Here is a 25,190-nt window from a genome sequence, read left to right as displayed (position 1 = left end):
TCCAAGACGCAATAAAAAAGAGGTCTATTCAGACCTCTTTTTTATTTTGATGGATGCGCCAGATTGAAATTAATCAATCGCTGGAACATAAGTTCCTGCAGCAATTGCATCTTTAATACGATCAGCTTCTGCCAACACAAGTGCAAGCAAGTTTTGAACGTTTTCAAGCGTTGCAACTGGGCTTAAAGTGGTCATCTTCAATGATTGAACATTACCCACTTTGGTTACACCAATATTCGCTTCACCACGAGCAAACAATTCATCTGCCACGTTTTGGTTTAAGCTATCGATAAATTCAGCAGGATAAGCTTCTGGTACCACACGGAACAGGACTGAAGCGAATTGTGGTTCAACCAACAATTCAAGACCCGCTGTTGCTTTAATATAATCTGCAACTTCACGTGTTAACTTCACACCATGATCAATCATCGAACCATAAAGCTCTTCGCCTAATGCTTCAACCGTCATCCATAATTTCAAGGCATCAAAACGACGTGTCGTTTGTAATGATTTAGACACAAGGTTAGGTACACCGTGTTCTTCGTCATAAGCAGAGTTTAAATATTCTGCTTCATAATGCATAAAGCGATAGTTTGCTTCGTCTTTCAACAAGAAAGCGCCACAACTAATGCTTTGGAAATAATGCTTATGGAAATCAAGCGTGATTGAGTCTGATAATTCAATTCCATCCAACATTGCACGATGGTCATTTGAAAGAATCAGTGCACCGCCCCAAGCTGCATCAATATGCATCCATGAACCAAATTTCGTGGTAATTTCACGGATTTTCTTGAGTGGATCAATCGCACCAGCATCTGTCGTACCCGCTGTTGCAACAACACAGGCCACGATTTTGCCTTCAGACTGAAGATGCGCCATGGTTTTTTCGAGTGCATCAACATCCATCTGTGCATTTTCATTCACAGGAACAGTGACAACAGACTGGAAGCCCATACCCATCATCGCCATGTTCTTTTGCACAGAAAAATGTGCATTTTCAGAACAGATGACTTTGACGTTTTTCATTGCTTCTGCTGGAATACCATCACGCTGGACCGACCATGGCTTGCCATTTTCGTCTTTCCAGTTTTTCGAGATACACCAGTCACGTGCCAGCAATACACCCATCAAGTTTGATTGTGTACCACCAGACGTGAACACACCAGCTTGACCTGCACCATAACCCACTTTTTGACGAAGCCAATCAATGAGTTGAACTTCCATCAAAGAACCCGCTGGGCTTTGATCCCATGAATCCATCGATTGGTTGGTTGCATTGATCAACACTTCCGCAATCTGGCTCATCACCATGGTTGGGCAGTGTAAGTGTGCAAGTGAATGTGGATGATGTACTTTTAAGCTTTTGTTGAGGAAAAGCTCAACCATACGTTGTAATGATTGCTGTACACCTAAACCTTGTTTTGAAGGTGCAAAAGAGATTGCTTCACGCAAATCTTTAATGCTACCGCCAGTGTACATTTTATCATTTTGCAACCATGCTGAAACGGCAGTTACCGCCTCGCCCATTGCTGACTGATAGTCAGCAATAGATTGAGCATCATTGCAGAGTAACGCTTTACGATGTTCTGCAAAATCAACCATGAATTAGCCTCGTACTGCTTTTAATGCTTCAGCAACAGCTTTCTTGAAGCGAGCAACCGCCTCTACGCACTCTTCTTGATTGATAATCAACGGGCAAAGTAAACGAATTACTGTACCGTTACGGCCGCCTTTTTCAAGCAATAATTTATTGTTGAAACAAGCCGTCTGGATTGCAGCAGCCAATTGAGCATCAGCAGGTAATGAACCCATATGATCCGCAGGTTTACGCTCGTCAACGATCTCAACACCGATCATCAAACCACGACCACGTACGTTACCAATACATGGGAATTCTTGAGCAAGTTTCTTGAACTCTGCTTGTAAGAAATCACCACGCTCTTGCGCATTTTGAGCAAGGTTTTGTTCTTTGATCACTTGAAGTGATGCTAAACCTGTACCCATCGCAAGTTGGTTACCACGGAAAGTACCCGTGTGGCCCGCAGGCTGCCAAGCATCAAACTTACGTTTAATACCCAATACTGCAAGTGGTAAACTACCACCTACCGCTTTAGACATCACCACAACATCAGGCTCGATTCCAGCATGTTCAAAGGCAAACATTTTACCTGAACGTGCAAAACCAGCTTGAACTTCGTCCAAGATTAAAACGATGTTGTGCTTTTCAGTCACTTCACGGATTTTTTGCAACCATTTTACTGGCGCAGTAACAACACCACCTTCACCTTGAATCGCTTCAAGGATCACAGCTGCAGGCTTGGTTACACCACTTTCAACATCTTCAATGAAGTTTTCAAAGAAATACGTTAAAGCGTCAACACCTGCTTCCCCACCTAAACCAAGTGGGCAACGATATTCATGTGGGTATGGCATAAATTGCACGCCCGGCATTAAGCCATTCACCGCGTTCTTCGCTGACAGGTTACCTGTCATTGCAAGCGCGCCGTGCGTCATACCATGGTAGCCACCAGAGAAACTAATCACTGTGCTACGGCCCGTATAAGTTTTCGCTAATTTAATCGCTGCTTCTGTACCATCTGCACCAGATGGACCACAGAATTGTAGGCAATATTCTTCTTGACCGCCTGGCAAATAAGCCAAAAGCGCTTCAGTAAACGCATCTTTTAAAGGAGTCGTTAAGTCTAAAGTATGCAATGGCAAACCGCTTGCCAATGTGTCTTGAATACTTTGAATCACCGCAGGATGATTATGGCCCAAAGCCAATGTTCCTGCCCCAGCTAAACAATCAAGGTACTCTGTACCTTCAACATCAGTAACCCAACAGCCTTGTGCTTTTGCTATCGCTAACGGTAATTTACGTGGATAACTACGAACATTCGATTCCATCTGACTTTGGCGAGTCAGATAATATTCGTTAGTTGCATTAGCGGCAGGATTTACGGAAGTAACGCTCATATCGAATTACCATCTCTGATATGGGTAAAAGAAATAAGTCTGGTGACTTGCGGTCGTTTGACTCGGTGCTTTTTAGAATCTAGTGCAGACACTTGTTTATATCTTTCAACTAGGAGCGAGATGATACCTAATTTTGAAATAAAATAAACACTTTTTGTGTCTTACATGCATCTAAATTATTGAAAAAATATTTCATTCCAATAACTATGATGGATTATCATCATACTATGTGACAAGCTAAAGAAAGTAAGCTTTTTTTAATCCCGCCTGCGTTTTTAGATAAATGGTCAAATTACTCCACTTAATAATCTGATTTTAAATATTTTTTGTTTTATTTTCTTGTTGCAAAACACTGCTAATCTCTTACAAAGTCACCACAAAATATGCAGAAGTTCGACATCAGTTCTTTTTAATATCGAACTGGTAAAAATAAATTTTCGATATCAAATTCTAAGGACATTTTTATGCGTACTTTAGCACTTGCTACATTAATGATCGGGGCAGCATTCAGCCCAAGCCTTTTTGCTCACGAGAATGAAAACTTGAACTACAACATTGTGAATATCCAAGCGGATGCATCACGTCAGGTTGCCAATGATGAAATGCGTGCCGTGCTTTATGTTGAGAAAAGCAATAAACAGCCTGCAGAACTCTCAAATCAAATCAACCAACTGATGAATCAAGCACAAGCAATTGCGCGTAAATATTCACAGGTCAAAGTCGAAACAGGCGCACAAAGTACCTATCCTGTATATGACAATGACAGCAATAAATTGAAAGAATGGCGTGCCCGCGCGGAAATCCAGCTGGAAAGTAAAGACTTTAAAGCCGCAAGCCAGTTGATCAGCGAATTACAACAAAGCTTCCAGACCCAATCGATTAACTTTACCGTGTCGGATGAACAGCGTAAAAAAGTTGAAAATGAACTGATGATTGAAGCATCGAAGAATTTCCAGCAACGTGCGCAAGCCATCACCCAAGCATGGAATAAAGGCCAATACAACCTTGTCAGTTTAAACCTGAATACCAGCAACTACTTCCCGCAACCGATGATGCGCGGTGGCATGGCCAAGTTTGCCATGGCTGAAGCAGCCCCTGCTCAGGATATGGCAGCAGGTGAATCAAAAATCACGGTCAGTGCCAATGGTTCAATCCAATTTAAATAATAACTCTGCTCTGACAATAACAAAAAGCCGTGCTTAAGCACGGTTTTTTGTTATTTGAAATAGCCAAAAATATCTTGAGTAAAAAAACAATTAACTTAACTCATCCTATAGTTATAAGTGATAATCGTTCTTATTTCATTCGGCGCAATAACTGATTAAGATTCGGGAAATTTATAGCATTCGCCTCCTGATATGAAAATTGCATCCTATACAGCGACACCATTGATTAAATTCCAGCCCTCTTCTTTAAGTCTAGCTATTGCCATTTCATTGAGTGGTATATCTCATGCGGCTTTTGCCGATGAAGCACAACCCGCTGAAACACAAACGCTTGCGACGATTTCAATTCAAGCACAAGGCAATTGGCTAGACGATGCCAATGCTGAAAAAGTACAACAACATGCAGGTGCACGTAGCATTATTGACCGCAAACGTTTGGATGAGATTGCCACCACCTCAATTCGTGATGCTTTAAAACAAATCCCCGGGGTACAAGTCCAAGACAGCAACGGTACAGGTGGCAGTGATGTTTCTCTAAATATTGGGGTACGCGGTCTTACCTCACGCTTGTCCCCCCGCTCCACCGTGTTGATGGATGGCGTTCCACTTTCTTTTGCCCCGTATGGCCAGCCACAATTATCATTAGCCCCAGTTTCTATGGGTAATATTGAATCGGTCGATGTGGTTCGCGGTGCGGGTTCCGTTCGCTTTGGGCCACAAAACGTGGGTGGCATCATCAACTTTGCAACACGGGCAATCCCCAAAGAATTTTCAGGTTCAGTCGGTTTAACCACAGAATTTGCAACGGGGACAGACCAACTCAAGTACACACCGAATCTGTTTATTGGTGGCACACTCGATAATGGTTTAGGGCTAGCTTTACTTTATTCAGGCAGCAAAGGTGATGGCTATCGAGAAGCCAATAATAAAATTGATATCGATGATGTCATGTTGAAAACCGCCTACCAATGGACCGATCAAGATGCGATTGCGGTCAACCTGCATCATTATGAAGGTCGAGGAGAAATGCCTGAAGGTTTAACGGCGGCTCAATTTGCAGATAATCCGTATCAATCCAATCAAAACCGCAACTATTTTGCGGGTCGCCGTTCCGATGTTTCTGTGAAATATAGCCATAAAGATGAATTGAATAACTTTGAAGTACTGGGTTATTACGTTGATTCTTTCCGTACCAGTGACTTAGAGTCCGTTGCCAATAATGGCACCAGCCGTATCAGTAACTCTCCGCGCGATTATAAATATTTTGGGATTGAACCACGTTATTCACGTGCCTACAGTTGGGCAGGTATGGATAATGAAGTGACTGTTGGTTACCGTTATTTACAGGAAGAAAGTTCTGAGTTCTCAGGACGCACAGCTTCTTACAACTCTCTCATAGGGACACCCGGTGAACGTATCGCCAATACCACCAGTGACGGCGGTACCAAAGCGCACGCCATTTATATCGACAACCGTTTTGGCCTCGCGAATTGGGTGATTACGCCTGGGGTTCGTTTTGAATCCATCGATACCCATAACGATTTTACCGCCTATCAAAATGGTGTCGCCACCAATACAGTTTACCCAAAAATCAAGTCAGAAGAGTTCTTACCAAGCCTATCGGTGCTGTATAAAGCCAATGACAACTGGAATATTTTTGCCAATGCTGGGGTTTCATTTGGCCCGCAGCAATACAACCAACTCGTAACGACTAAATCTGTCGGCGGAGTCAACACAGCAGCAACGACTCTGGATGGATTACATCCCGAAAAATCTAAAAACTATGAAATCGGAACTAAATATTTAGGCAATGGTCTAAGTGCTGAGTTGACGGTGTTTTATTTAGATTTTGATAAAGAACTGATGTTAGAACGTCCAGATAATATCGGCACAGGGATTTGGACAGATTTAGGTGCAACCAGTCATAAAGGCGTTGAAACAGGCATCAGCTATGATTTCGGTCAACTGGCGGATGCGCTAGAGGGTCTCAAGGTCTACGGGAACTATACCTTTACCAAATCAACATCTGAAGCGGGTAAGTTTGAAGGCAAAGATTTGCCCTTCTATTCACGCCATGTGGGTAACCTCGGTTTAGCCTATCAAGTTGATCAATGGTCTGTGAATGCGGACATGTTTGCGCAGTCCAAACAACACGCACCGGGTTCAGGTGATGTTTATCAAATACAAGAAACCGCAGATGGTCGCACGGGTGATATCCCGGGTTATTCAACCTTTGCCGTACGCACAGGCTATGACTTTAGCAATCAACTCAAGGGCTTAAAAATCGCGGGTGGGATAAAGAACGTGTTTGATAAGCAATACTATACCCGCTCATCAGACTCGACTGGCGGTAAATATGTAGGACAGCCGCGCACCTTCTTCCTGCAAACATCATATGATTTCTAAATATAAGACGCCGAACCTTTAAGTTCGGCGTTTTATCTCTTTCACAACGAATATCACCGATAAGCCACAATCTAAATGAAATCAAAACCTCGATTCAGTGTACCCCGCAACATTCCACCTCTTAACAAAAAAAATTATATATATTATGTGAAACTTTAATTAGTTTATCTAAACAATAACTATAAATGAGAATTATAATCAATTAGAATGGCAGCGCAAAATAAATCCTCTACCTCATTCCGTTCGGCAATCCACTTATGACATGCTCGATTTCTGCTCCTCTTGATTTCTCCAAATTTAAGCCCTCTGCCCTAAGCTGTGCCATCACAGCACTGATCAGCTGCGTTGCGACGACAACATTTGCAGATGACAGCCAAAGTAATAGCACACAAACACTGGAAACCATTTCTATCCAAGCTGAGGGCAACTGGTTAGAACAAGCCAATGCCAAAAAAGTGCTCAACCATCCTGGTGCTCGTACTGTGGTTGATCAACAAAGTTTAGAAGTACGCGGCACCACCTCAGTGAAAGAAGCGTTGCGTACTGTTCCCGGTGTACAAGCCTCTGAAAACTCAGGCACCTCTGGCAGTGATGCATCTTTAAGTATCGGTGTTCGTGGCCTCACCTCAAGATTTTCACCCCGTTCGCAGTTGATGATCGATGGTGTCCCTTTAGCAGTAGCACCCTATGGACAGCCCCAACTTTCCTTGGCCCCAACCACCTTGGGCAATATGGAATCGATTGATGTGGTTCGTGGTGCTGGCTCCGTCCGCTTTGGGCCACAAAACGTCGGTGGCATTATCAATTTTAATACGCGCAGCATTCCAGAGAGTTTTGCAGCCAGTGTCGGCATGACCACGGAAGTGGCTGAAAATGGCAATTTAAAAGTCAATCCAAACCTGTTTTTTGGAACCACTTTAGACAACGGACTCGGTCTCGCTTTACTCTATTCAGGGGTGAATGGTGATGGTTATCGTGATCAAAACGACTATGCCAATATCAATGATCTACGTTTAAAAGCCCGCTATGCCTTAGATGATTATTCAAGCATTGAAGCGAATCTACATCGTTATGAAGCCAAGGTGGATATGCCTGGCGGTTTAACGCCTGCACAGTATGCGCAAAACCCATATCAGTCTTTACGCAACCATGACTATATGGAAGGCAACCGTAATGATATCTCACTGAAATATAATTATAAAAAAGACAATAATGCCTTTGAAGTGCTCGCTTACCACCTCGATAGTTATCGTGATGCAGGTGTAGAGCGCAGCGGTTCCAGTCTTTATCAGATTGCCCCACGTGATTATAAAGTCACAGCAATTGAACCACGTTACTCACATGCGTTTCAGCTCGGCGATACGCTGAATGAAGTGTCTGTCGGTTATCGCTATTTAAAGGAAACGAGCAGTGAATCCGTTGATCGCGCCAATTATAACCGTGACACAGGCCCAAGTAATTTTTATGGTTGGACTAAAGCGGATGGCGACACCGAAGCGCATGCCGTCTATGTCGATAACCGTACTGATTTAGGCGCATGGTCCATCACCCCAGGGCTTCGTTTCGAGCGAATTAAAACCAATGAAAATATGTATAAGCTAAACCGTGATTATTCGGTTTTGAATGGCGTGAATGCCAGCAAGTCCTATGACGCTGTACTGCCAAGCTTTGCAGTGATGTACAAAGCCAATGATCAATGGAATATCTTTGCCAACTACGGTAAATCATTCGCACCACTGCAATATAGTCAAATGGCCAATACCAATGCCAGAGGTGCTTATTTGACTATGGATGGTTTAAATCCTGAAAAAGCAGATAATTATGAAATCGGCACCCATTATCTGGACGATTATTTATCGCTTGAATTTACCCTGTTCTACATTGATTTCGCCGATCAGCTCAAGCGTGATGATGCCACACAAACCTATTCTAATCTGGGAGCGACCAAGCATAAAGGCGCTGAGCTCGGCTTTAAATATAATCTAGGTGCAATCAATGATGACCTAGCCAATGTCTCGATGTATGCCAATACCACCTATACCAAAGCAACCGCGTCGGCAGGTCAAGACTCAGGCAATGAACTGGATTTCTATTCAAACTGGATCGGAAATGCTGGGGTTGATTACAAACGTGATCAATGGACCTTTAACACCAATGTCTATGCACAGTCGCGTCAAACTGCTGCTGGAAATAATGATGGTACGGGTCGTTATGGTAATATTCCGGGCTACGGTATTGTGGGTGTTCGTGCCGCTTATGATTTTGCCGATACGTCCTTATCAGGCTTAAAAGTTGGCTTAGGTGTCAAAAACCTATTCAATCATGACTATTACACCCGTTCCGCAGATCAGGTTGGTGGCATCTACGCTGGCCCTTCTCGCACCTACTATTTACAGACCTCGTTTGATTTCTAAGCCCTAAAGCCGAATGTCCACATTCGGCTTTTTATTGATTGATTTCAAAATAATTTTTCAATTCAATCATATTCGGTAACTCATCAAATTCAGTAAGTTTTTGATGAGTTTCGGCCCAACTCACTTTAGCGTTCACACAAAAATTTAATTCAAGCTCTGGGCTAAAATCTTCCTGAATCAATCCTAAAGGAATCCACATCACCTTTGGATTGATACCTAAAGCATTCGGTACAGGCGAACCACATTGTTTACAGAAGCTACTATTAAAGCCGGTATCTTTGATATAAGTTTGAATCAACGACTCGCCTTGCTGCCACTGAAATGATTCTGTCCGCACAAAAGTTGAAGCATTCGAAGCAGCCCCACTCTGCTTACGGCATAAGCTGCAATAACAACGATACATCATTTTAATTTTTTTCAGATTTAGCTGAAAAACCACTGCCCCGCATAAACACACCCCTGTATATTTTTGATTCTCACTGCTAGGTTTCATCTATTATTATCCTGATCATTTTCGCGTTATGGATGTTTGCTTAAATGTTGTAATGAATCCCAAGCCGCTTGTGCCAAAGTTTCTCGATATACACTGGGATTGGTCACTACTTTTTCAGATAACCAAGCGCGGCAATAACTTTCACTGGCACCAATCACCAATGACATCATCAGTTCTGCTGGCACTGATTTTAATAAACTGGCATCGGCAAAATTTGAAATATGCGCGATGATGTTTTGATTTCTGAGTTTATTTTTGTCATTTAGGGCTTGTCGATATTCACCCTGTCGCACACTCAGATGGGCGAGCAAAAGAAATCGCGCAAACTTGGGCTGATCAGAAACCCAGTCGGTATAACTATAAATCAGCGCATAGAGCAATTCTTTGAGCGTTTTTGCTTGTTGTAAATACTGATCACGTAGCTGCGCCTGATCATCCAATGCGGCAAACACCAGTGCTGCAATCACGCCTTCTTTGTTTTTAAAATGATGATAAATCGCACCGACACTGCTCTCTGACTTCGCTCGGATCATGTCGATACTAGTCGTTTCCAGACCATATTCAAGAAAACAGGACAAGGCATCCAATAAAATCTGTCGTTTTAATAAGGATCTACGTTGTGGATATAAACGTTCTAATAATTGCTGAGCTGCCTGCATGCTTTCATCAAAATGACCAATAATCGGAACTATTGTGTATGACTTGACCACAGCTTGTAAACAGAATTATATTCTGTTTAAGAATTTAATTCTGTATCAGGACATTTAAAATGGCAAACACCTTAGATTTATGGAATAAAGTATCGGCCTTACCTGCAGGTAAATGGACATTCACCCGAATGCTATGTGTTAAAGCACCGTATTTCAGCAGTATTTCCCCACTGTTTGAAGAGCTTAAACCCAATGCCTGCAAAATCAGTATCAAGAAAAAACGAAGCGTGCTGAATCATATTGGCACGGTACATGCAATCGCAATGTGCAATATGGCAGAACTTGCTGGCGGGACCATGACTGAAGTGACGGTACCCACGACCCATCGCTGGATTCCCAAAGGTATGACGGTTGAATATTTAAAGAAGGCTGAAACTGATTTGATTGCGATCGCCACCCCTGTTGATGAGCATTACGATTGGGACAAAGCTGGTGAATATCTGGTGAATGTTGATGTACTCGATCAGCACAATGAAAAAGTTTTCCATGCCACCATCACCATGTGGATTTCAAAAAAGAAGAAATAAAATAGAAAAGCCCTGAAGCGAATGCATTCAGGGCTTTTCTAGGTGTTCTCACTTATTTTTTAAACGGCAATGCGTATTTAAAAATACGTCCGACCACTTCACCAAACTGCTTCACGAAGCTGGCATTGTTATAATGCAGGCCATATTTCTCACACACCGCCTGTACTTTCGGTGCAACTTGACGATAGCGACGTGCAGGAATATCAGGGAATAAATGATGCTCAATTTGATGGCTCAAATGTCCCGTTAAGATATGAAAGGCTTCTGATCCAGTAAGGTTGGATGAACCACGGATCTGACGCATATACCAATGACCACGGCTTTCGTCTTGCAATACGGCTTTCGGGAATACTTCAACATCTTTGGTAAAGTGACCACAGAAAATAATGCTGAATGTCCAGACATTGCGAATCCCATTCGCCACCAAATTACCAGTGAATACTGGAATCGCTGCAGGTCCCGCAATCAATGGAAAGAACACATAGTCCTTAAACATTTGCTTGAGGATTTTCTTTTGCGCAGGCTGCCATTCGCGTTTGAATTGTGCCATGGTTTTACGCTTATAGAGCACCTTACCCAATTCAAGATTTTGAACTGCAACCCCCCATTGGAACAACAAGCTAAATGGCACAATATAGATCGGCTGAATTAAGGTGAATTTCGACCAGCGCTGTTCAGGGAACAAACGGAATACGCCATAACCAACATCATCATCCATACCTTTTACATTGGTATAAGTATGATGCTTATAGTTATGGGTTTGACGCCAGTTATCTGAAGTTCCCACCGTATCCCATTCATAAGTTTGACCATTAAACTTCGGATCATTCATCCAATCATACTGACCGTGCATGACATTATGGCCCAACTCCATATTTTCCATGATTTTGGCGAAACCGAGTAAGCCTGTTCCAAGTAACCATGCTGGAGGAAACCAACCTAGAAATAAACATGCACGTCCAGCCAGACTGCTATATCGAATGGTGGAATAGACACGGCGGATATATTTGGCATCTTTCTCGCCTAAATCATCTAATACGTCTTGTTTGATTTGATCGAGTTCACGAGCAAAAGCATCTAATTCTGCAGCAGTTAAATCACGATTTTTGGGATTTTTAAAAAATTCCATCTTAACAGGCATGTTCATAATCAATTACTCTCTTATAGATCAATCACAAGATCAGACTGGGCTGAATTGACACAAATTTTTAATAGCTGTGTTGGTTCATTATTGGCAGCGCCATTCAACAAATTCTTGGTTGCGCCTTGTGCTTTATTACAGGCACATTTATTACAAATCCCCATACGGCAACCATGATTTGGTTTGATGCCTTGATGTTCTAAGCTAGACAGAATCGACTGGCCTTTAGGAATGGCGATGGTCTTATTCGATTGCGTCAACGTGACATTCACAAAACCCGTATCCGTCGCATCCACATCAAATTGACTCAAGCTAAAAGCTTCTGTTTGCAAGGCAGCAGCGTCTTGAAACAGACTTTCTGCTGTAGCCGCAAAACCCGATGGTCCACAGGCATAGACTGTGGTTTCAGCTAAATCACGAATTTGATCAACATGACTTTGATTCAAACGTTGATCTTGTTCGTGGGTATAAAAAATTTGATAACTAAAATTTGAAAAATTTTCAGAAACTTCTTTCAGATATTCTACATAAGCTGCATCGGCATGGGTTTTGACCCAATACATCAATTGAACCGTGGTCGTATTCAATTGTTTTGACTGACATAACGCTTCAATCAAACTCAGCATCGGGGTGATACCACTCCCCGCTGCCAGCAATACTAAATGTGGTGTTGCAACGGTCTGCTGCATCTCACCATAAGGCTGTCCCAAACGTAAGATATCCCCGGTTTGGCTACCCTCAACCAACCAAGAACTGACTAGACCTTGATCCACTTTTTTTACGGTTAAACAGAGATGATCGGCATCCACCTGCATCAAGCTATAGGTACGCTCATAGTGACGCCCCGCAATATCAACCGTGACAGGATGATGCTGTCCTGCAACACCACGAGCAACATGTCGGTTGCATTGCAGAATAAGACTGACCGTGTCTTTTGCCACGATTTGTTTTTTTACGATTTTGGCTAGAGACTGATTAATGGACCACAATGGATTGATTTTCTGTAACCAAAAATTGGCGTCATGGCTGTTCATCACACTGTGAGCCAACGAATTAAATAGAGAATTTCTCTTTTCAATTGCTTGCATGAGCAGGTTTACTCTGGTTGTTTGTCAATTATTATACATATGTATATATATTTGTATATACACTCGTATAAGAATTTACATTTCACAAGTCCACAGACAATCGCTATAATCCCGAGTAGCTTACTTATATATTGAAAACAATGGTTCATTCTTCTTTTTTACCACTCGGTCATGACAACCTAAACGAACAAGATGTCATTCCTATGAAATCTCCTGTGCGCTCAGTAGGTAGAAAAGCAACCATTACCAAAGAAGAGTTGTTTCAAGCTACGCTCAACTTGATTGGTCCGCAAAAAAGTATCGCCTCGCTCAGCTTACGTGAAATTGCACGTGAGGCAGGTATTGCACCAAATAGTTTCTATCGTCATTTCAAAGATATTGATGAACTGGCAATTGCCTTGATTGATCAATCGGGTTTGGTACTACGCCGTATTATTCGTGAAGCGCGTTTACAGGCTTCAAAGCAGCAAAGCATTATCCGCAGTTCGGTTGAAGTGTTTATTCAACAATTGAATACCGATGAAGGCAATCTGAGTTTGTTATTACGCGAAGGCTACACGGGTTCTACTTCGTATAAAGCAGCGGTTGACCGTCAACTCAACTTCTTTCAGCAAGAGCTGCAAGAAGACCTGATTCGTTTAGAACGATTGAATAACAGTAAGCTCAGTCATGCTGATCTTGCTGCCAAAGCCATCACCCAATTGGTGTTCAATATGGGTGCAAAAGTGCTGGATTTACCTACAGAGCAACGTACTGAAGTGGCAGAACAGACCATGGTCATGATTCGCATGATTTTAGAAGGTGCGCGTCATATCAATGAAATGGAAATTGATTAATTGTTCGCAGCACAATAGGATAGATGTCATCAAAATCATATGTTTGCTCTTTAACATAACAACAACTTAAACTAGGCATCTAGATCATGAATCTACTCAGTGACCGTCAAAGCATCATCGCCAGTTTTATCTTAATGGCTTTGTTTTTAATGATGGTCATTCCCCTGCATTTACTTCCGAGTTTTTTTGCAGGTTTTCTGGTCTTTGAAATTATTAACAGTTTAAGTTCGATTGTTGAAAAGCATATTGACGGTCAACGCGCACGGATCTTTATTAGTATTATTCTGGGTATTCTAACCACGTTCCTGATTGGCTTTTTTATTACCAGTCTGATTAGCTTTGTGATCTATGATTTAAAAGGGACTGGACTGAATTCCTTTAACTTTAAGATCGATCAAACACTGATTAAATTCCAAGAGGAAATGAGTCATTACCTGCCAGGATATTTGCCGCATAGCGTGGCGGATATCAAAAACCAGATTTTGTCTTTTATCAAAAATAATATTTCGATCGTCAAAAATACAGGCACCGATATTCTGCATAACCTAGCGACAATGGTGATTGGTCTAATTGTCGGGATTTTGGTTTCGATCCAGAATTTCAAACAACACACGCCACAACCTGCGTTTAAAGCGGCTGTGCTGCATCGCATTCAAAAGCTTTCCGTTTCGTTTAAAAATGTGGTCTTTGCTCAAGTGAAAATTTCCCTGATCAATACCGTATTGTTTATGATCTTTGTCTTTATCGTTCTGCCGATCTTCAATATCCATTTACCTTTTGCCAAAACCCTGACCATTCTGACCTTTATTTTTGGTCTACTGCCGATTATTGGTAATCTGATTTCAAATACCTTGATCATTATGGCTGGCTTGACCATTTCCCTGTCTGTAGCAGCCATCGCATTGGCCTATCTGGTGATCATTCATAAGCTAGAATACTTCGTCAATGCCAAAATCATTGGCACCAAAATTAATGCCAGTGCATGGGAAGTGTTATTGGCGATGCTCATTTTCGAGTCGATTTTTGGTCTCAGCGGTCTGATTGTTGCGCCTATTTTCTATGCCTATATCAAACTGGAATGTAAGGATGCAGGACTGATTTAAGCCATTTTTTTTACAATTCTAAAAGAAGTCTAACAGATGGAAGCATCATTCCATCTGAATCAAAACCAATACAATCAAAAACAGAATTGATGATAAGCAAACTTACAAAAGCCTAGAAAACGAAAACACTCAAGCCTCGATTCAAGCGATAAGCTAGTCATGAAATGAATGGTTTTTATTCACGATGTTTCATCACATTATAATTGAATGAGGTAACTATGAATTCTTCAACAGCGAAAGCTTTAAAAGTATATACACGTAATAATTTAGACGACTCAATTAAAGAATCCACGGTAAAAATTTTAAATCAAATCCTTGCCAACCTGATTGATCTTTCCTTATTGACTAAGCAGGCGCATTGGAACATGCGGGGTAGCAACTTTATTGCAGTGCATGAAATGTTAGATACCTTCCGTACTTCATTGATCACCCATTTGGACAATGTCGCAGAACGTGCGGTACAGATTGGCGGTACTGCATTAGGAACAACACAGACTGTTTCAGAAACATCACATCTCAAGCCTTATCCTGTGGCGATTCACGCGGTACAAGACCATCTTAAAGAATTAGCGGATCGTTATGGTGTGGTTGCCAACCATCTGCGTGATACCATTGATGAAATTCAAGATCCGATTTCTGAAGATATTATCCATGCTGCATTAGAAGATCTGGATCAATATTTATGGTTCTTGGAAGCCAATATCGATCACTAAATCAATAGATAAAAAAAGAGGACCTTAATCGTCCTCTTTTTTATTGCACTTTTAATTATGGTTTAACCACAACCAAAACTTGAATTGCTTCTGGTGTCACAGACAGACCATCTAACAGACCTAAGCCCTCTTTCTGGAATTTCTGTAGACGCTCAATTTCATCTTGGCGAATACTTGGATTAAATTGCTTGAGATAGCTTAAACGGTCAATTTCATACTGCCATTTACCACTGTAATGCTCTTTGGCTTGTTGCATTAATTCTGGCAATGATCCCTTGGCAATCTCTAAAGCTTGTGCATAACGTGACTCAATCACATCACGACGCGCTTTCACCACTTGGCGGCAACTATTGCCATCTAGGTGATGCAGATACGGACGTAGAATGCTTGGATCGATCTTGGCAGACAAGTCCTGACCATTTTCGCTGAGCAATACACGAATCAATTGCTTCGGTAAGCTTGATGGCAAATTCAATGCCTTCGGCGCAACCACATCAACCTTAAACCACACTTCCAACAAGACTGAACCTTGTTTCAAGGCATTCGATTTCAATAAGGCCACATTGGTACTACCGAATGATTGTGTGCGGATCATTTCCATCACACTTTCAATAAACGGATGTTCCAAAGTCAAATATTGCGCGTCTTCACGGATTTGTGCCTGATCACGATAGAAGGTTGCTGTCATTCCCTCTTCATCCAAGGTGATCCCTTGAACTTGCATCTGATCAGTCGGCTTGATGATCACCGTACCGTTACTTTGCTCATCAAAATCAATATTGGTGGATGACATGAAACGCTTCACGAACATTGGCAAAGTGGTGTTGTCATCATAATCTTCAAGCGCTTGTACAATGCCTTGTGCAACCACTGGACGACACGAGTTGTACTCAAGCAAACGGTCACGACCTGCTTGTAGTTCAGCTTCCAAGGCCTGACGCTGTACATTGACTTCTTCAAGTAAATCTTCAAACGTCTGGCCTTGATCGGCCAACAAGCAATCTTTCAATTCAACAATAAAATTCTCTTGTAGCGTTTGCGCCGTTGGAGAAATACTGCTGAAAATATTGAGCGCTTCGTTGTACCAACGGAACATACGTTCTTGTGCTGTACCCATCAGATACGGCACATGGATTTGAATACGGTTTTCTTGACCGATACGGTCCAGACGACCAATACGTTGTTCCAATACGTCAGGGTTTGCAGGTAGATCAAATAAGATCAAATCACTGGCAAACTGGAAGTTACGCCCTTCTGAACCAATTTCCGAACACAATAGAATTTGAGCGCCATAACTGTCTTCTGCAAAATATGCCGCAGCTTGGTCACGCTCTAATAAGCTCATGCCCTCATGGAACATCGCGGTACGAATTCCCGCATGTAAACGTAGAACATTTTCCAATGCTTCAACCACTGGCCCACTGCGTGCAATCAACAACACTTTTTTGTGCTTTAATTCTTTACGCAGCACTTCCATCAACCAAGGCACACGCGGATCATTTTCCATCCATGCACCATCGAGTTGACCTTCTTCTGGCCACATTTGCTCACGCATTTTGCCATCAAATGACCAGTCTTCTGGTGCAGGTAAAGGCGCTGGCTGGCAATCACGACCTGGGAAGCCTTGAATTGCTTCACGGGTATTACGGAACAGAATACGACCTGTGCCATGACGGTCTAATAATTCGTGAATCGCACGCATACGCTGTTCAGGTTGATCATCAATACGATGACCCAATAAACCGTCCAGTGCAGCAAGATGCTCTTCTGTTAATGCTTGGTCAGACATCAACACTTCTGCAATTTTTGCAGTATGTTGATATTGTTCTTCTTCATCAAGGAAACGGTCAAGGCTGCTGAAACGTTGCGGATCGAGTAAACGAAGACGGGCAAAATGGCTTTCAACGCCTAATTGCTCAGGTGTTGCGGTGAGCAGTAACACACCTGCTGTTTGTTCAGCGAGTTCTTCGACCAGATCATAACGATCATTACCGCCTTCTTCTTCACTCCACATCAAATGATGAGCTTCATCGACCACCAATAGATCAAAACCAGCTTCCATGGCCTGCTCACGCAAGTCATCGTGGTCAACCATCAGGTCGACGCTGGCAATAATGCATTGCTCAGTCAAGAATGGATTCAGATCAGGATCATGCTCTTTGATCGAGGCGGTACGGGTTAAGTCGAACAGCGAGAATTGCAAATTGAAACGGCGGCGCATTTCAATCATCCACTGATATTGCAGTGAATCAGGCACTAAAATCAGGATACGTTCTGAACGGCCTGTTTTTAGTTGTTGGTGAATGATCAAACCTGCTTCGATGGTTTTGCCTAGGCCCACTTCATCGGCCAATAAAACACGCGGGGCAAAACGTTTACCGACTTCATGTGCAATATAAAGTTGGTGTGGAATCAAGCCCACACGCGCACCAAGGAAGCCACGTAAAGGACTGGTGTGCATTTGCGCTTGCAACAACATCGCTTCAATACGCAGGTCATACCATTCTTTATAATCAACTTGGCTGGCTAATAGACGCTCTAAAGGTTTTGACAGCTGAATCTGTGCACCGATACGGGTTTCATTCAGTGACTTACGTTCTTGTTCGCCATTTTCAAGGCTACGAACCACATCATAACGCAGTACACCATGACGATCTTCGATCGACTCAACAGTCCACTTGATACCTTCTTGGTCTTGTACTTCATCATTAACGTTAAAGATGATACGAGATAAAGGCGCATTGTTGCGTGCATAAACACGAGTTTCATCACTTTTAGGGAATAAAATGCTGATAGAACGTTCATCTACATCAATAAGAACCCCTAAACCGAGTTCAGTTTCAGTATCTGATAACCAACGTTGACCAATAGCAAACTGCTGCAATTTTTCCACCTTTATCTCAAGTTAGCCTACATATTTTATGCCTTGACCCAAATAAAAGTTAAGGCATTTTATGTAGTTTTCAACGATGTATTTTGACACAAAGCGCAATCAAATAGCGTGCATCACATCGTGTTTCATAAAAAAGTTTTTAGACTAAAACGGGACTGCACAATCGAAAGTGAGCTGTGCAGCTGTTTTAGGATGCGCAAAGCTCAATTGCTTGGCATGTAAGCACAAACGCGCATAAAGCTGTTGCTGTTCTGGCGTGGCATATAAAGTATCACCCAGAATCGGATGACCTAAATATTGCATATGCACACGAAGCTGATGTGAACGCCCTGTAATCGGAATGAGTTTAACTCGAGTTACAGCTTGTCCTTGAATTTCTAGATGTTCGACCGCTTGCCATTCGGTTAATGCTGGCTTGTGATAGGAAGCATCCACAATATGCAAGGGTGGACGGCTTGGATCATAAATCACAGGAATATCGACTATGCCCTGACCTTCTAAATGCCCAGCCACCAAAGCTTGATAAATTTTTGAGGTTTGACGATCTTGAAACTGGCGTGAAATATTGCTCTGTCCAAATTTGGATAAACCAAACACCAAAATGCCAGACGTATCACGGTCTAAACGATGAATCAGTAAAGTTTTTGGTTCTAATTCTAATAAACGATTGATTAAACAATCTTGTAAATCAGGTGTTTTCCCCGGCACAGTGAGTAAGCCTGCAGGTTTATGGATGACCATAAAATCTTCATCACGATGAATCAAATGTTCACTTAGAAAATCATTCAAGGTAGCCTTCCAACGACTGGATGAAAACAAGCGGGCAATCATAAAAAGCTTGGCGCTGAATTACAATGCATGACACGTATTTTTACTCATTTTTTTTCGTGTTTCTCTCGATATTTCATCCAGAATCGAATTTAAATGATGATTTAGGTCTGTTGCTCTAGAAATTGTTGAATCGCATGTTGGGCAATTTCTGCATCCTGAAATGACTGCACGCCAGAAACACCCACAGCCCCGACAACCTGTCCTTGATAGACAATCGGCTCACCACCTTCTAACATGCCTTTTGCTGCATTGATCGTTAAAAAGCCGATCTTACCATCACGGATCATATCTTCGGATGCCTTGGTGGTTCTTCGGCTGACCGCAGCAGATTGTGCTTTTTCTTGGCAAATCTGTGTCGATAATACCGAGGCGCCATCCATGCGCTTCATCATTAACAAGGTGCCACCGTCATCGACAACAGCAATGCTGACATTAAAATTATGTGCTGTCGCATATTGTGCTGCTGCATCAACCAGAATTTCCACATCCGCCGCAGTTAAATAATGTTTAGTTTTCATTGTTACTCCATTCCCATGAGTTTGTTATCAAAAGCTTATTTAAAATAAAATATATAGAAGCGCTCTCTATCACCTGCGCCAATCAAAACGTGAATGCTTTGCAGCAGTCGCAGACCAACGCAAATATAGTTTATTATTCAAGCATTATTTTGACTGGCGGTACAATAAAGATTATTTATCTTTTTTGTTGATCGCAAAGGTTTATCCTATAAACAGCTAGAAAATCAGTACGGTTGCGTTAAGATCAACCCATATTGTTTTAATGTATTAAGCTTTTTATTCATTTCAAATTAAAGATATATCCATTAAAAAAGCCCGAAAAACTCGGGCTTTTTTAGACATCACCGCATTACTTCATTTCAGCAAAAGTTTCTTTTGCTGCTTGAATAGTCTCTGCAATATCTTGATCTGAATGCATCGATGAAATAAATCCTGCTTCAAATGCAGATGGCGCAAGATAGACACCACGCTTTAACATGCCGTGGAAGAATTTCTTAAATGCTTCCACATCACAGGCCAACATTGAGTCAAAGCTGGTAATGTCCTCTTGATCGGTGAAATACAAACCAAACATGCCGCCGACTTGCTGAGTTTTAAATGGAATACCCGCTTCGTCTGCCGCAGCCTGTAAACCTGCAAGTAATTTTGCGAGCTGTGCAGCCAGCTTGTCATAAAACTCTGGTTCACGAAGGTGTTTGAACATCGCAATACCTGCACGCATTGCCAATGGATTCCCTGACAATGTGCCTGCTTGGTAAACACCACCTAAAGGTGCGATGCATTCCATGATTTCACGTTTACCACCAAAAGCACCGACTGGTAAGCCCGCACCAATGATTTTACCTAACGTGGTCAAGTCAGGTTTAACTTTATAGACTGATTGTGCGCCACCTAAAGCAACACGGAAACCTGTCATCACTTCATCAATGATAAACACTGATTTGTATTCATCACAGACATCACGGATCGCCTGCAAGAAACCGTCGATTGGCGTTACCAGATTCATATTGCCGGCAACAGGTTCAATGATCACACCCGCAATCTCATGACCGAACTTGCTAAAGCATTCTTTCAATGCTTCGATATTGTTATACGGTAGCGTTAAGGTATGTTTAGCAAAATCAGCTGGTACACCTTTTGAGGTTGGCTCACCTTCACCGAGCGTCAATAAGCCTGAACCCGCTTTGACCAATAACGAATCGGAATGACCGTGATAGCAGCCTTCAAATTTCACAATCTTGTCACGGCCAGTATAACCACGTGCCAAACGAATCGCAGTCATGGTGGCTTCAGTACCTGAGCTGGTCATACGTACCAATTCAATTGAAGGCATGATCTCACAAATAGTGTCTGCCAGCGTCGTTTCGTGCACGGTTGGCGCACCAAAACTTAGGCCATCTTCTGCCGCAGTTTGTACCGCTTGAATAATATCTGGATGTGCGTGACCCAAAATCATTGGTCCCCATGAACCGACATAGTCCACATAACGCTTACCATCGACATCCCACAAGTACGCCCCTTTTGCCTTTTCGATAAAGACTGGCGTACCACCAACACCGTTAAATGCACGTACAGGTGAATTTACGCCACCTGGAATATGTTTATTTGCTTGTTTAAATAGCTGTTCTTGCTTTGGAGATAAGCTCATAAAAGACTCAACCTAGAATCGAGGACGAGGAACGTTGTCGTTCCGAGAAACAATAAAAGTTCCGCGAAGCGGATACATATAATTAGTCAAATAACATTGCCCATGCATTTACACGAGCAGGAATTTCGGCTGTTGATCGCCCTAATATATCACTAATTACGGCACAAAGGCTCGCCCCAGCCTCAATCACCACTTGAGAATTTTCAACGGTCAAACCGCCAATTGCACAAATCGGCACAGCAAATTTTTGTTTCGCTTGTTTGATCACTTCAATGCCTACATTGCCTGCTTCTGGTTTGGTTGAAGTCGCATAAACCGCACCAAAGGCCACATAAGTTGCACCATCCGCAATCGCCTTTTCCGCCAACTCTAATGCATTTAGGCAAGTCCGACCAATAATTACACCTTGTGGTAAACGTGCGGCCGCATCACTAATTTCACCATCCGATTGTCCAAGATGTACCCCTAATCCAAATTGTTCCGCCAAAGCCAAATCATCATTAATCACAAATGGGACTTGATGCTTTTCACAAAGTACTTTGATCTGTTCGACTTCACTTGGCTGATCTGCTTTTGCCACTTTCTTACGGCGATATTGCAAAATAGCTACTTGTCCTGTTGCTAGCGCCACATCTAATTTTTCTAATAATAATTGGATTGGATCATCGTTGGTAATGAGGTATAGACCGCGCATGAACGTTTCACTATTCACTATAATTACATTAGCTTCAGAGTATATTTTCTTGGTTAAAAATTAAAGAGAGTGAGTGTGTAAGTTCTTATTAATTAACCTATCTACTCTCTGCCTCACAAATAAATAGCGTATGCCGCCATGAACCTGACCATTAATTCAGATGACCACCCTTTTATTTTCTAAATGGCGTATGCCGCCATGAACATTCCAAAAGAATCACTGGATATGCCTGACCATTTCTAAATGGCGTATGCCGCCATGAACTAAAACATCATCACGGGTAATAGATTTAATATTTTCTAAATGGCGTATGCCGCCATGAACTTTACTTTTAGTCACGATGCGTGACTTGCGTATTTCTAAATGGCGTATGCCGCCATGAACGGGGCAAGGCTTAAAGAAGAGCGCGAAAGGCTTTTCTAAATGGCGTATGCCGCCATGAACGATGGTCTTTAAACGTCGTGGACTGCCAAGTTTTTCTAAATGGCGTATGCCGCCATGAACACAATCTTTGAGCCGAAATATATTGACGGCAATTTCTAAATGGCGTATGCCGCCATGAACTTAAAAGAACATTCTTCAGTGAAGCGTAATCATTTCTAAATGGCGTATGCCGCCATGAACGCTTCTCATTAAAAAATGGTTCGCCTGTTTCTTTTCTAAATGGCGTATGCCGCCATGAACTGCTGGGGTTGAGATTTGGGCAAATGGTTATTTTTCTAAATGGCGTATGCCGCCATGAACATGACAACGCGTTTGAAGAGGGCGCGGCTGGTTTTCTAAATGGCGTATGCCGCCATGAACATCAATCGATACAACCAGTACAACACGGAAACTTTCTAAATGGCGTATGCCGCCATGAACAACGTTTAGCATTCGATAATGCAACAAACAGTTTTCTAAATGGCGTATGCCGCCATGAACGACCGTTCATGTTGCGATAACGAATACGTCTATTTCTAAATGGCGTATGCCGCCATGAACCGAAATTGGCAGACTTAACTGATCAGCGAACATTTCTAAATGGCGTATGCCGCCATGAACCCTTCTCCGTCACTTGAGTCACGTTTGGTAATTTTCTAAATGGCGTATGCCGCCATGAACGCCGTGGCGATAAAGACATCGGTGAAATATCATTTCTAAATGGCGTATGCCGCCATGAACATTTAGTTCTAATTGGTGCCCGTCCTTCAATGTTTCTAAATGGCGTATGCCGCCATGAACTGGGCTTTGTGGGTATCGGTTTTAATTGGTGTTTTCTAAATGGCGTATGCCGCCATGAACCCTTGATTAATGGCAATCAACTTATCCCGGATTTTCTAAATGGCGTATGCCGCCATGAACCAAGCGTTTGCAATCAGCTTGTGATACGTCATTTTCTAAATGGCGTATGCCGCCATGAACTGACCGAAAAAATCTGAAGGTGCGGGGAACGGTTTCTAAATGGCGTATGCCGCCATGAACTCGTGGAAAACTCACCAATGCTTATTTCCAGATTTCTAAATGGCGTATGCCGCCATGAACTTATCAACAGGCATGGGTGCTTATCTTGGAAATTTCTAAATGGCGTATGCCGCCATGAACACTGCAATTAGTTGCGCTTTACAGTTTGGTTATTTCTAAATGGCGTATGCCGCCATGAACAAGAACGAGAGGCTTTTGAGGAAGCAACCAAGTTTCTAAATGGCGTATGCCGCCATGAACTTGACAGGCTGAGGGACATATACAGGCTCATATTTCTAAATGGCGTATGCCGCCATGAACACATACTTTCGCTGCTGATAATGGTGATTGGTTTTCTAAATGGCGTATGCCGCCATGAACAGTAACTTCTTCATTGAGAGCATGAATTTGATTTTTCTAAATGGCGTATGCCGCCATGAACTTGGGGACAATTCCAGATCATGGGTGAAAACTTTTCTAAATGGCGTATGCCGCCATGAACTTGTTATTGGTTAAGTCATTAACAATGCAAATTTTCTAAATGGCGTATGCCGCCATGAACAAGTCGAGCTTCAAGTGCTTCTTGTTCCCATTTTTCTAAATGGCGTATGCCGCCATGAACACCAACCGCCAAGCGCAGCATTAGCATAAGCAATTTCTAAATGGCGTATGCCGCCATGAACAATCCCATATTCAAGACCTTTAATCTATGATTTTTCTAAATGGCGTATGCCGCCATGAACGCTATCCACTCGTATTTGCTAGTCACTGCACGTTTCTAAATGGCGTATGCCGCCATGAACATAGACAACCACTAAAAACCCTATGATTGACATTTCTAAATGGCGTATGCCGCCATGAACAATATAAATCAGATATGATGTCTCACCTTTCATTTCTAAATGGCGTATGCCGCCATGAACTAACATCAATCTTCATTATGCGAAGTTGATTATTTCTAAATGGCGTATGCCGCCATGAACCGATCAATATCAATTGCTAAACTTGCTCCACATTTCTAAATGGCGTATGCCGCCATGAACTTTTATTGGATTTTGCCAATTACTTTGATGGTTTTCTAAATGGCGTATGCCGCCATGAACATTTTGCTGGAGATGCCTTGATCTGGACATAATTTCTAAATGGCGTATGCCGCCATGAACGTAAATACGATGTTCATAACTAAAACCAATAATTTCTAAATGGCGTATGCCGCCATGAACATCGAGTTTCTTTAATCCAATTTCGATCAAATTTTCTAAATGGCGTATGCCGCCATGAACTAGTGGGGTAATCTATGTTTGAAATTGGCTTATTTCTAAATGGCGTATGCCGCCATGAACACTACACCCATCTCACACACTCCAAATCGCAGTTTCTAAATGGCGTATGCCGCCATGAACGAGAAAAGTCGATTTCGACAAGTCTCATGAACTTTCTAAATGGCGTATGCCGCCATGAACTTGAATCTAGTTTTTACTCTTTGAGTGAAAACTTTCTAAATGGCGTATGCCGCCATGAACAAAAACAATAATCCAGATAGGAAGGTCTATACTTTCTAAATGGCGTATGCCGCCATGAACGTGTCGC

18 protein-coding genes and 1 CRISPR repeat array are annotated in these 25,190 nt (G+C 42.3%); of the genes, 7 read left to right on the top strand and 11 right to left on the bottom strand.

Going from position 1 to position 25,190, the window contains the following annotated elements; translation table 11 throughout:
* Window positions 1–69: 69 nt before the first annotated feature.
* Window positions 70–1,602 carry a pyridoxal phosphate-dependent decarboxylase family protein gene (locus F993_RS18605; RefSeq protein WP_004652119.1) on the bottom strand — a complete coding sequence of 511 codons (1,533 nt, stop codon included), beginning with the start codon at window positions 1,600–1,602 and terminating at the stop codon, window positions 70–72.
* Between the two features lie 3 nt (window positions 1,603–1,605).
* Entirely contained in the window at window positions 1,606–2,976 is a 1,371-nt protein-coding gene (locus F993_RS18610) for a diaminobutyrate--2-oxoglutarate transaminase (RefSeq protein ID WP_004652118.1), read from the bottom strand.
* A gap of 464 nt (window positions 2,977–3,440) precedes the next feature.
* Here F993_RS18610 and F993_RS18615 point away from each other — a divergent pair, with 464 nt between their 5' ends.
* The 3 genes from F993_RS18615 to F993_RS18625 all read left to right on the top strand — a co-directional run bounded on the left by F993_RS18615 (window position 3,441) and on the right by F993_RS18625 (window position 8,962).
* Window positions 3,441–4,142, top strand: coding sequence for an SIMPL domain-containing protein (locus F993_RS18615; RefSeq protein ID WP_004652117.1), 702 nt, complete (start codon window positions 3,441–3,443; stop codon window positions 4,140–4,142).
* Between the two features lie 192 nt (window positions 4,143–4,334).
* Window positions 4,335–6,548 carry a TonB-dependent receptor family protein gene (locus F993_RS18620; protein WP_004652115.1) on the top strand — a complete coding sequence of 738 codons (2,214 nt, stop codon included), beginning with the start codon at window positions 4,335–4,337 and terminating at the stop codon, window positions 6,546–6,548.
* Window positions 6,549–6,805: 257 nt separating this feature from the next.
* Window positions 6,806–8,962, top strand: coding sequence for a TonB-dependent receptor family protein (locus F993_RS18625; RefSeq protein WP_004652114.1), 2,157 nt, complete (start codon window positions 6,806–6,808; stop codon window positions 8,960–8,962).
* 31 nt (window positions 8,963–8,993) lie between these two features.
* Here the strand turns inward: F993_RS18625 and F993_RS18630 are convergent, their stop codons facing one another.
* Both F993_RS18630 and F993_RS18635 read right to left on the bottom strand, forming a co-directional pair.
* On the bottom strand, window positions 8,994–9,455 hold the full coding sequence (locus tag F993_RS18630) for a GFA family protein (RefSeq protein ID WP_004652113.1): 462 nt from the start codon (window positions 9,453–9,455) through the stop codon (window positions 8,994–8,996).
* 26 nt (window positions 9,456–9,481) lie between these two features.
* Window positions 9,482–10,114 carry a TetR/AcrR family transcriptional regulator gene (locus tag F993_RS18635; RefSeq protein ID WP_004652112.1) on the bottom strand — a complete coding sequence of 211 codons (633 nt, stop codon included), beginning with the start codon at window positions 10,112–10,114 and terminating at the stop codon, window positions 9,482–9,484.
* A gap of 110 nt (window positions 10,115–10,224) precedes the next feature.
* On the opposite strand from F993_RS18635, the gene F993_RS18640 reads away from it, so the two are divergent.
* Complete coding sequence (locus F993_RS18640) at window positions 10,225–10,692, top strand: hotdog fold domain-containing protein (RefSeq protein WP_004652111.1); 468 nt, start codon at window positions 10,225–10,227, stop codon at window positions 10,690–10,692.
* 52 nt (window positions 10,693–10,744) lie between these two features.
* Here F993_RS18640 and F993_RS18645 read toward each other — a convergent pair whose 3' ends face one another.
* Window positions 10,745–11,839, bottom strand: a complete 1,095-nt coding sequence (locus F993_RS18645; protein ID WP_004652109.1) for a fatty acid desaturase family protein — start codon at window positions 11,837–11,839, stop codon at window positions 10,745–10,747.
* 14 nt (window positions 11,840–11,853) lie between these two features.
* Window positions 11,854–12,921, bottom strand: a complete 1,068-nt coding sequence (locus tag F993_RS18650) for a ferredoxin reductase (RefSeq protein ID WP_004652108.1) — start codon at window positions 12,919–12,921, stop codon at window positions 11,854–11,856.
* A 140-nt stretch (window positions 12,922–13,061) separates the two neighbouring features.
* On the opposite strand from F993_RS18650, the gene fabR reads away from it, so the two are divergent.
* The 3 genes from fabR to dps all read left to right on the top strand — a co-directional run bounded on the left by fabR (window position 13,062) and on the right by dps (window position 15,573).
* Window positions 13,062–13,757: an HTH-type transcriptional repressor FabR gene (fabR, locus tag F993_RS18655; RefSeq protein ID WP_004652107.1), complete on the top strand. Its 696-nt coding sequence runs from the start codon at window positions 13,062–13,064 to the stop codon at window positions 13,755–13,757.
* A gap of 86 nt (window positions 13,758–13,843) precedes the next feature.
* Window positions 13,844–14,860, top strand: a complete 1,017-nt coding sequence (locus tag F993_RS18660; protein WP_004652106.1) for an AI-2E family transporter — start codon at window positions 13,844–13,846, stop codon at window positions 14,858–14,860.
* 218 nt (window positions 14,861–15,078) lie between these two features.
* Entirely contained in the window at window positions 15,079–15,573 is a 495-nt protein-coding gene (gene dps / locus F993_RS18665; RefSeq protein WP_004652105.1) for a DNA starvation/stationary phase protection protein Dps, read from the top strand.
* Window positions 15,574–15,628: 55 nt separating this feature from the next.
* Here the strand turns inward: dps and rapA are convergent, their stop codons facing one another.
* From rapA to thiE, 5 genes are all read right to left on the bottom strand, one after another.
* Window positions 15,629–18,466 carry an RNA polymerase-associated protein RapA gene (rapA, locus tag F993_RS18670; protein ID WP_004652103.1) on the bottom strand — a complete coding sequence of 946 codons (2,838 nt, stop codon included), beginning with the start codon at window positions 18,464–18,466 and terminating at the stop codon, window positions 15,629–15,631.
* Between the two features lie 144 nt (window positions 18,467–18,610).
* On the bottom strand, window positions 18,611–19,255 hold the full coding sequence (locus F993_RS18675) for an RluA family pseudouridine synthase (RefSeq protein WP_171065980.1): 645 nt from the start codon (window positions 19,253–19,255) through the stop codon (window positions 18,611–18,613).
* Window positions 19,256–19,398: 143 nt separating this feature from the next.
* The gene (locus tag F993_RS18680; protein WP_004652101.1) at window positions 19,399–19,815 is read right to left on the bottom strand and encodes a GlcG/HbpS family heme-binding protein; all 417 of its coding nucleotides are present in this window, start codon (window positions 19,813–19,815) and stop codon (window positions 19,399–19,401) included.
* Between the two features lie 349 nt (window positions 19,816–20,164).
* On the bottom strand, window positions 20,165–21,463 hold the full coding sequence (hemL, locus tag F993_RS18685) for a glutamate-1-semialdehyde 2,1-aminomutase (RefSeq protein WP_004652100.1): 1,299 nt from the start codon (window positions 21,461–21,463) through the stop codon (window positions 20,165–20,167).
* A gap of 82 nt (window positions 21,464–21,545) precedes the next feature.
* The gene (gene thiE / locus F993_RS18690; protein WP_004652099.1) at window positions 21,546–22,157 is read right to left on the bottom strand and encodes a thiamine phosphate synthase; all 612 of its coding nucleotides are present in this window, start codon (window positions 22,155–22,157) and stop codon (window positions 21,546–21,548) included.
* Between the two features lie 116 nt (window positions 22,158–22,273).
* Window positions 22,274–25,183: direct repeats of the CRISPR family, unit length 28 nt; unit sequence TTTCTAAATGGCGTATGCCGCCATGAAC.
* Between the last annotated feature and the right edge of the window lie 7 nt (window positions 25,184–25,190).

Source organism: Acinetobacter proteolyticus (assembly GCF_000367945.1).
In the GTDB taxonomy this organism is placed as follows: Bacteria; Pseudomonadota; Gammaproteobacteria; order Pseudomonadales; family Moraxellaceae; genus Acinetobacter; species Acinetobacter proteolyticus.
Note: the sequence above shows the minus strand (reverse complement) of the source record. Positions and strands in the feature narration are given on the sequence as shown.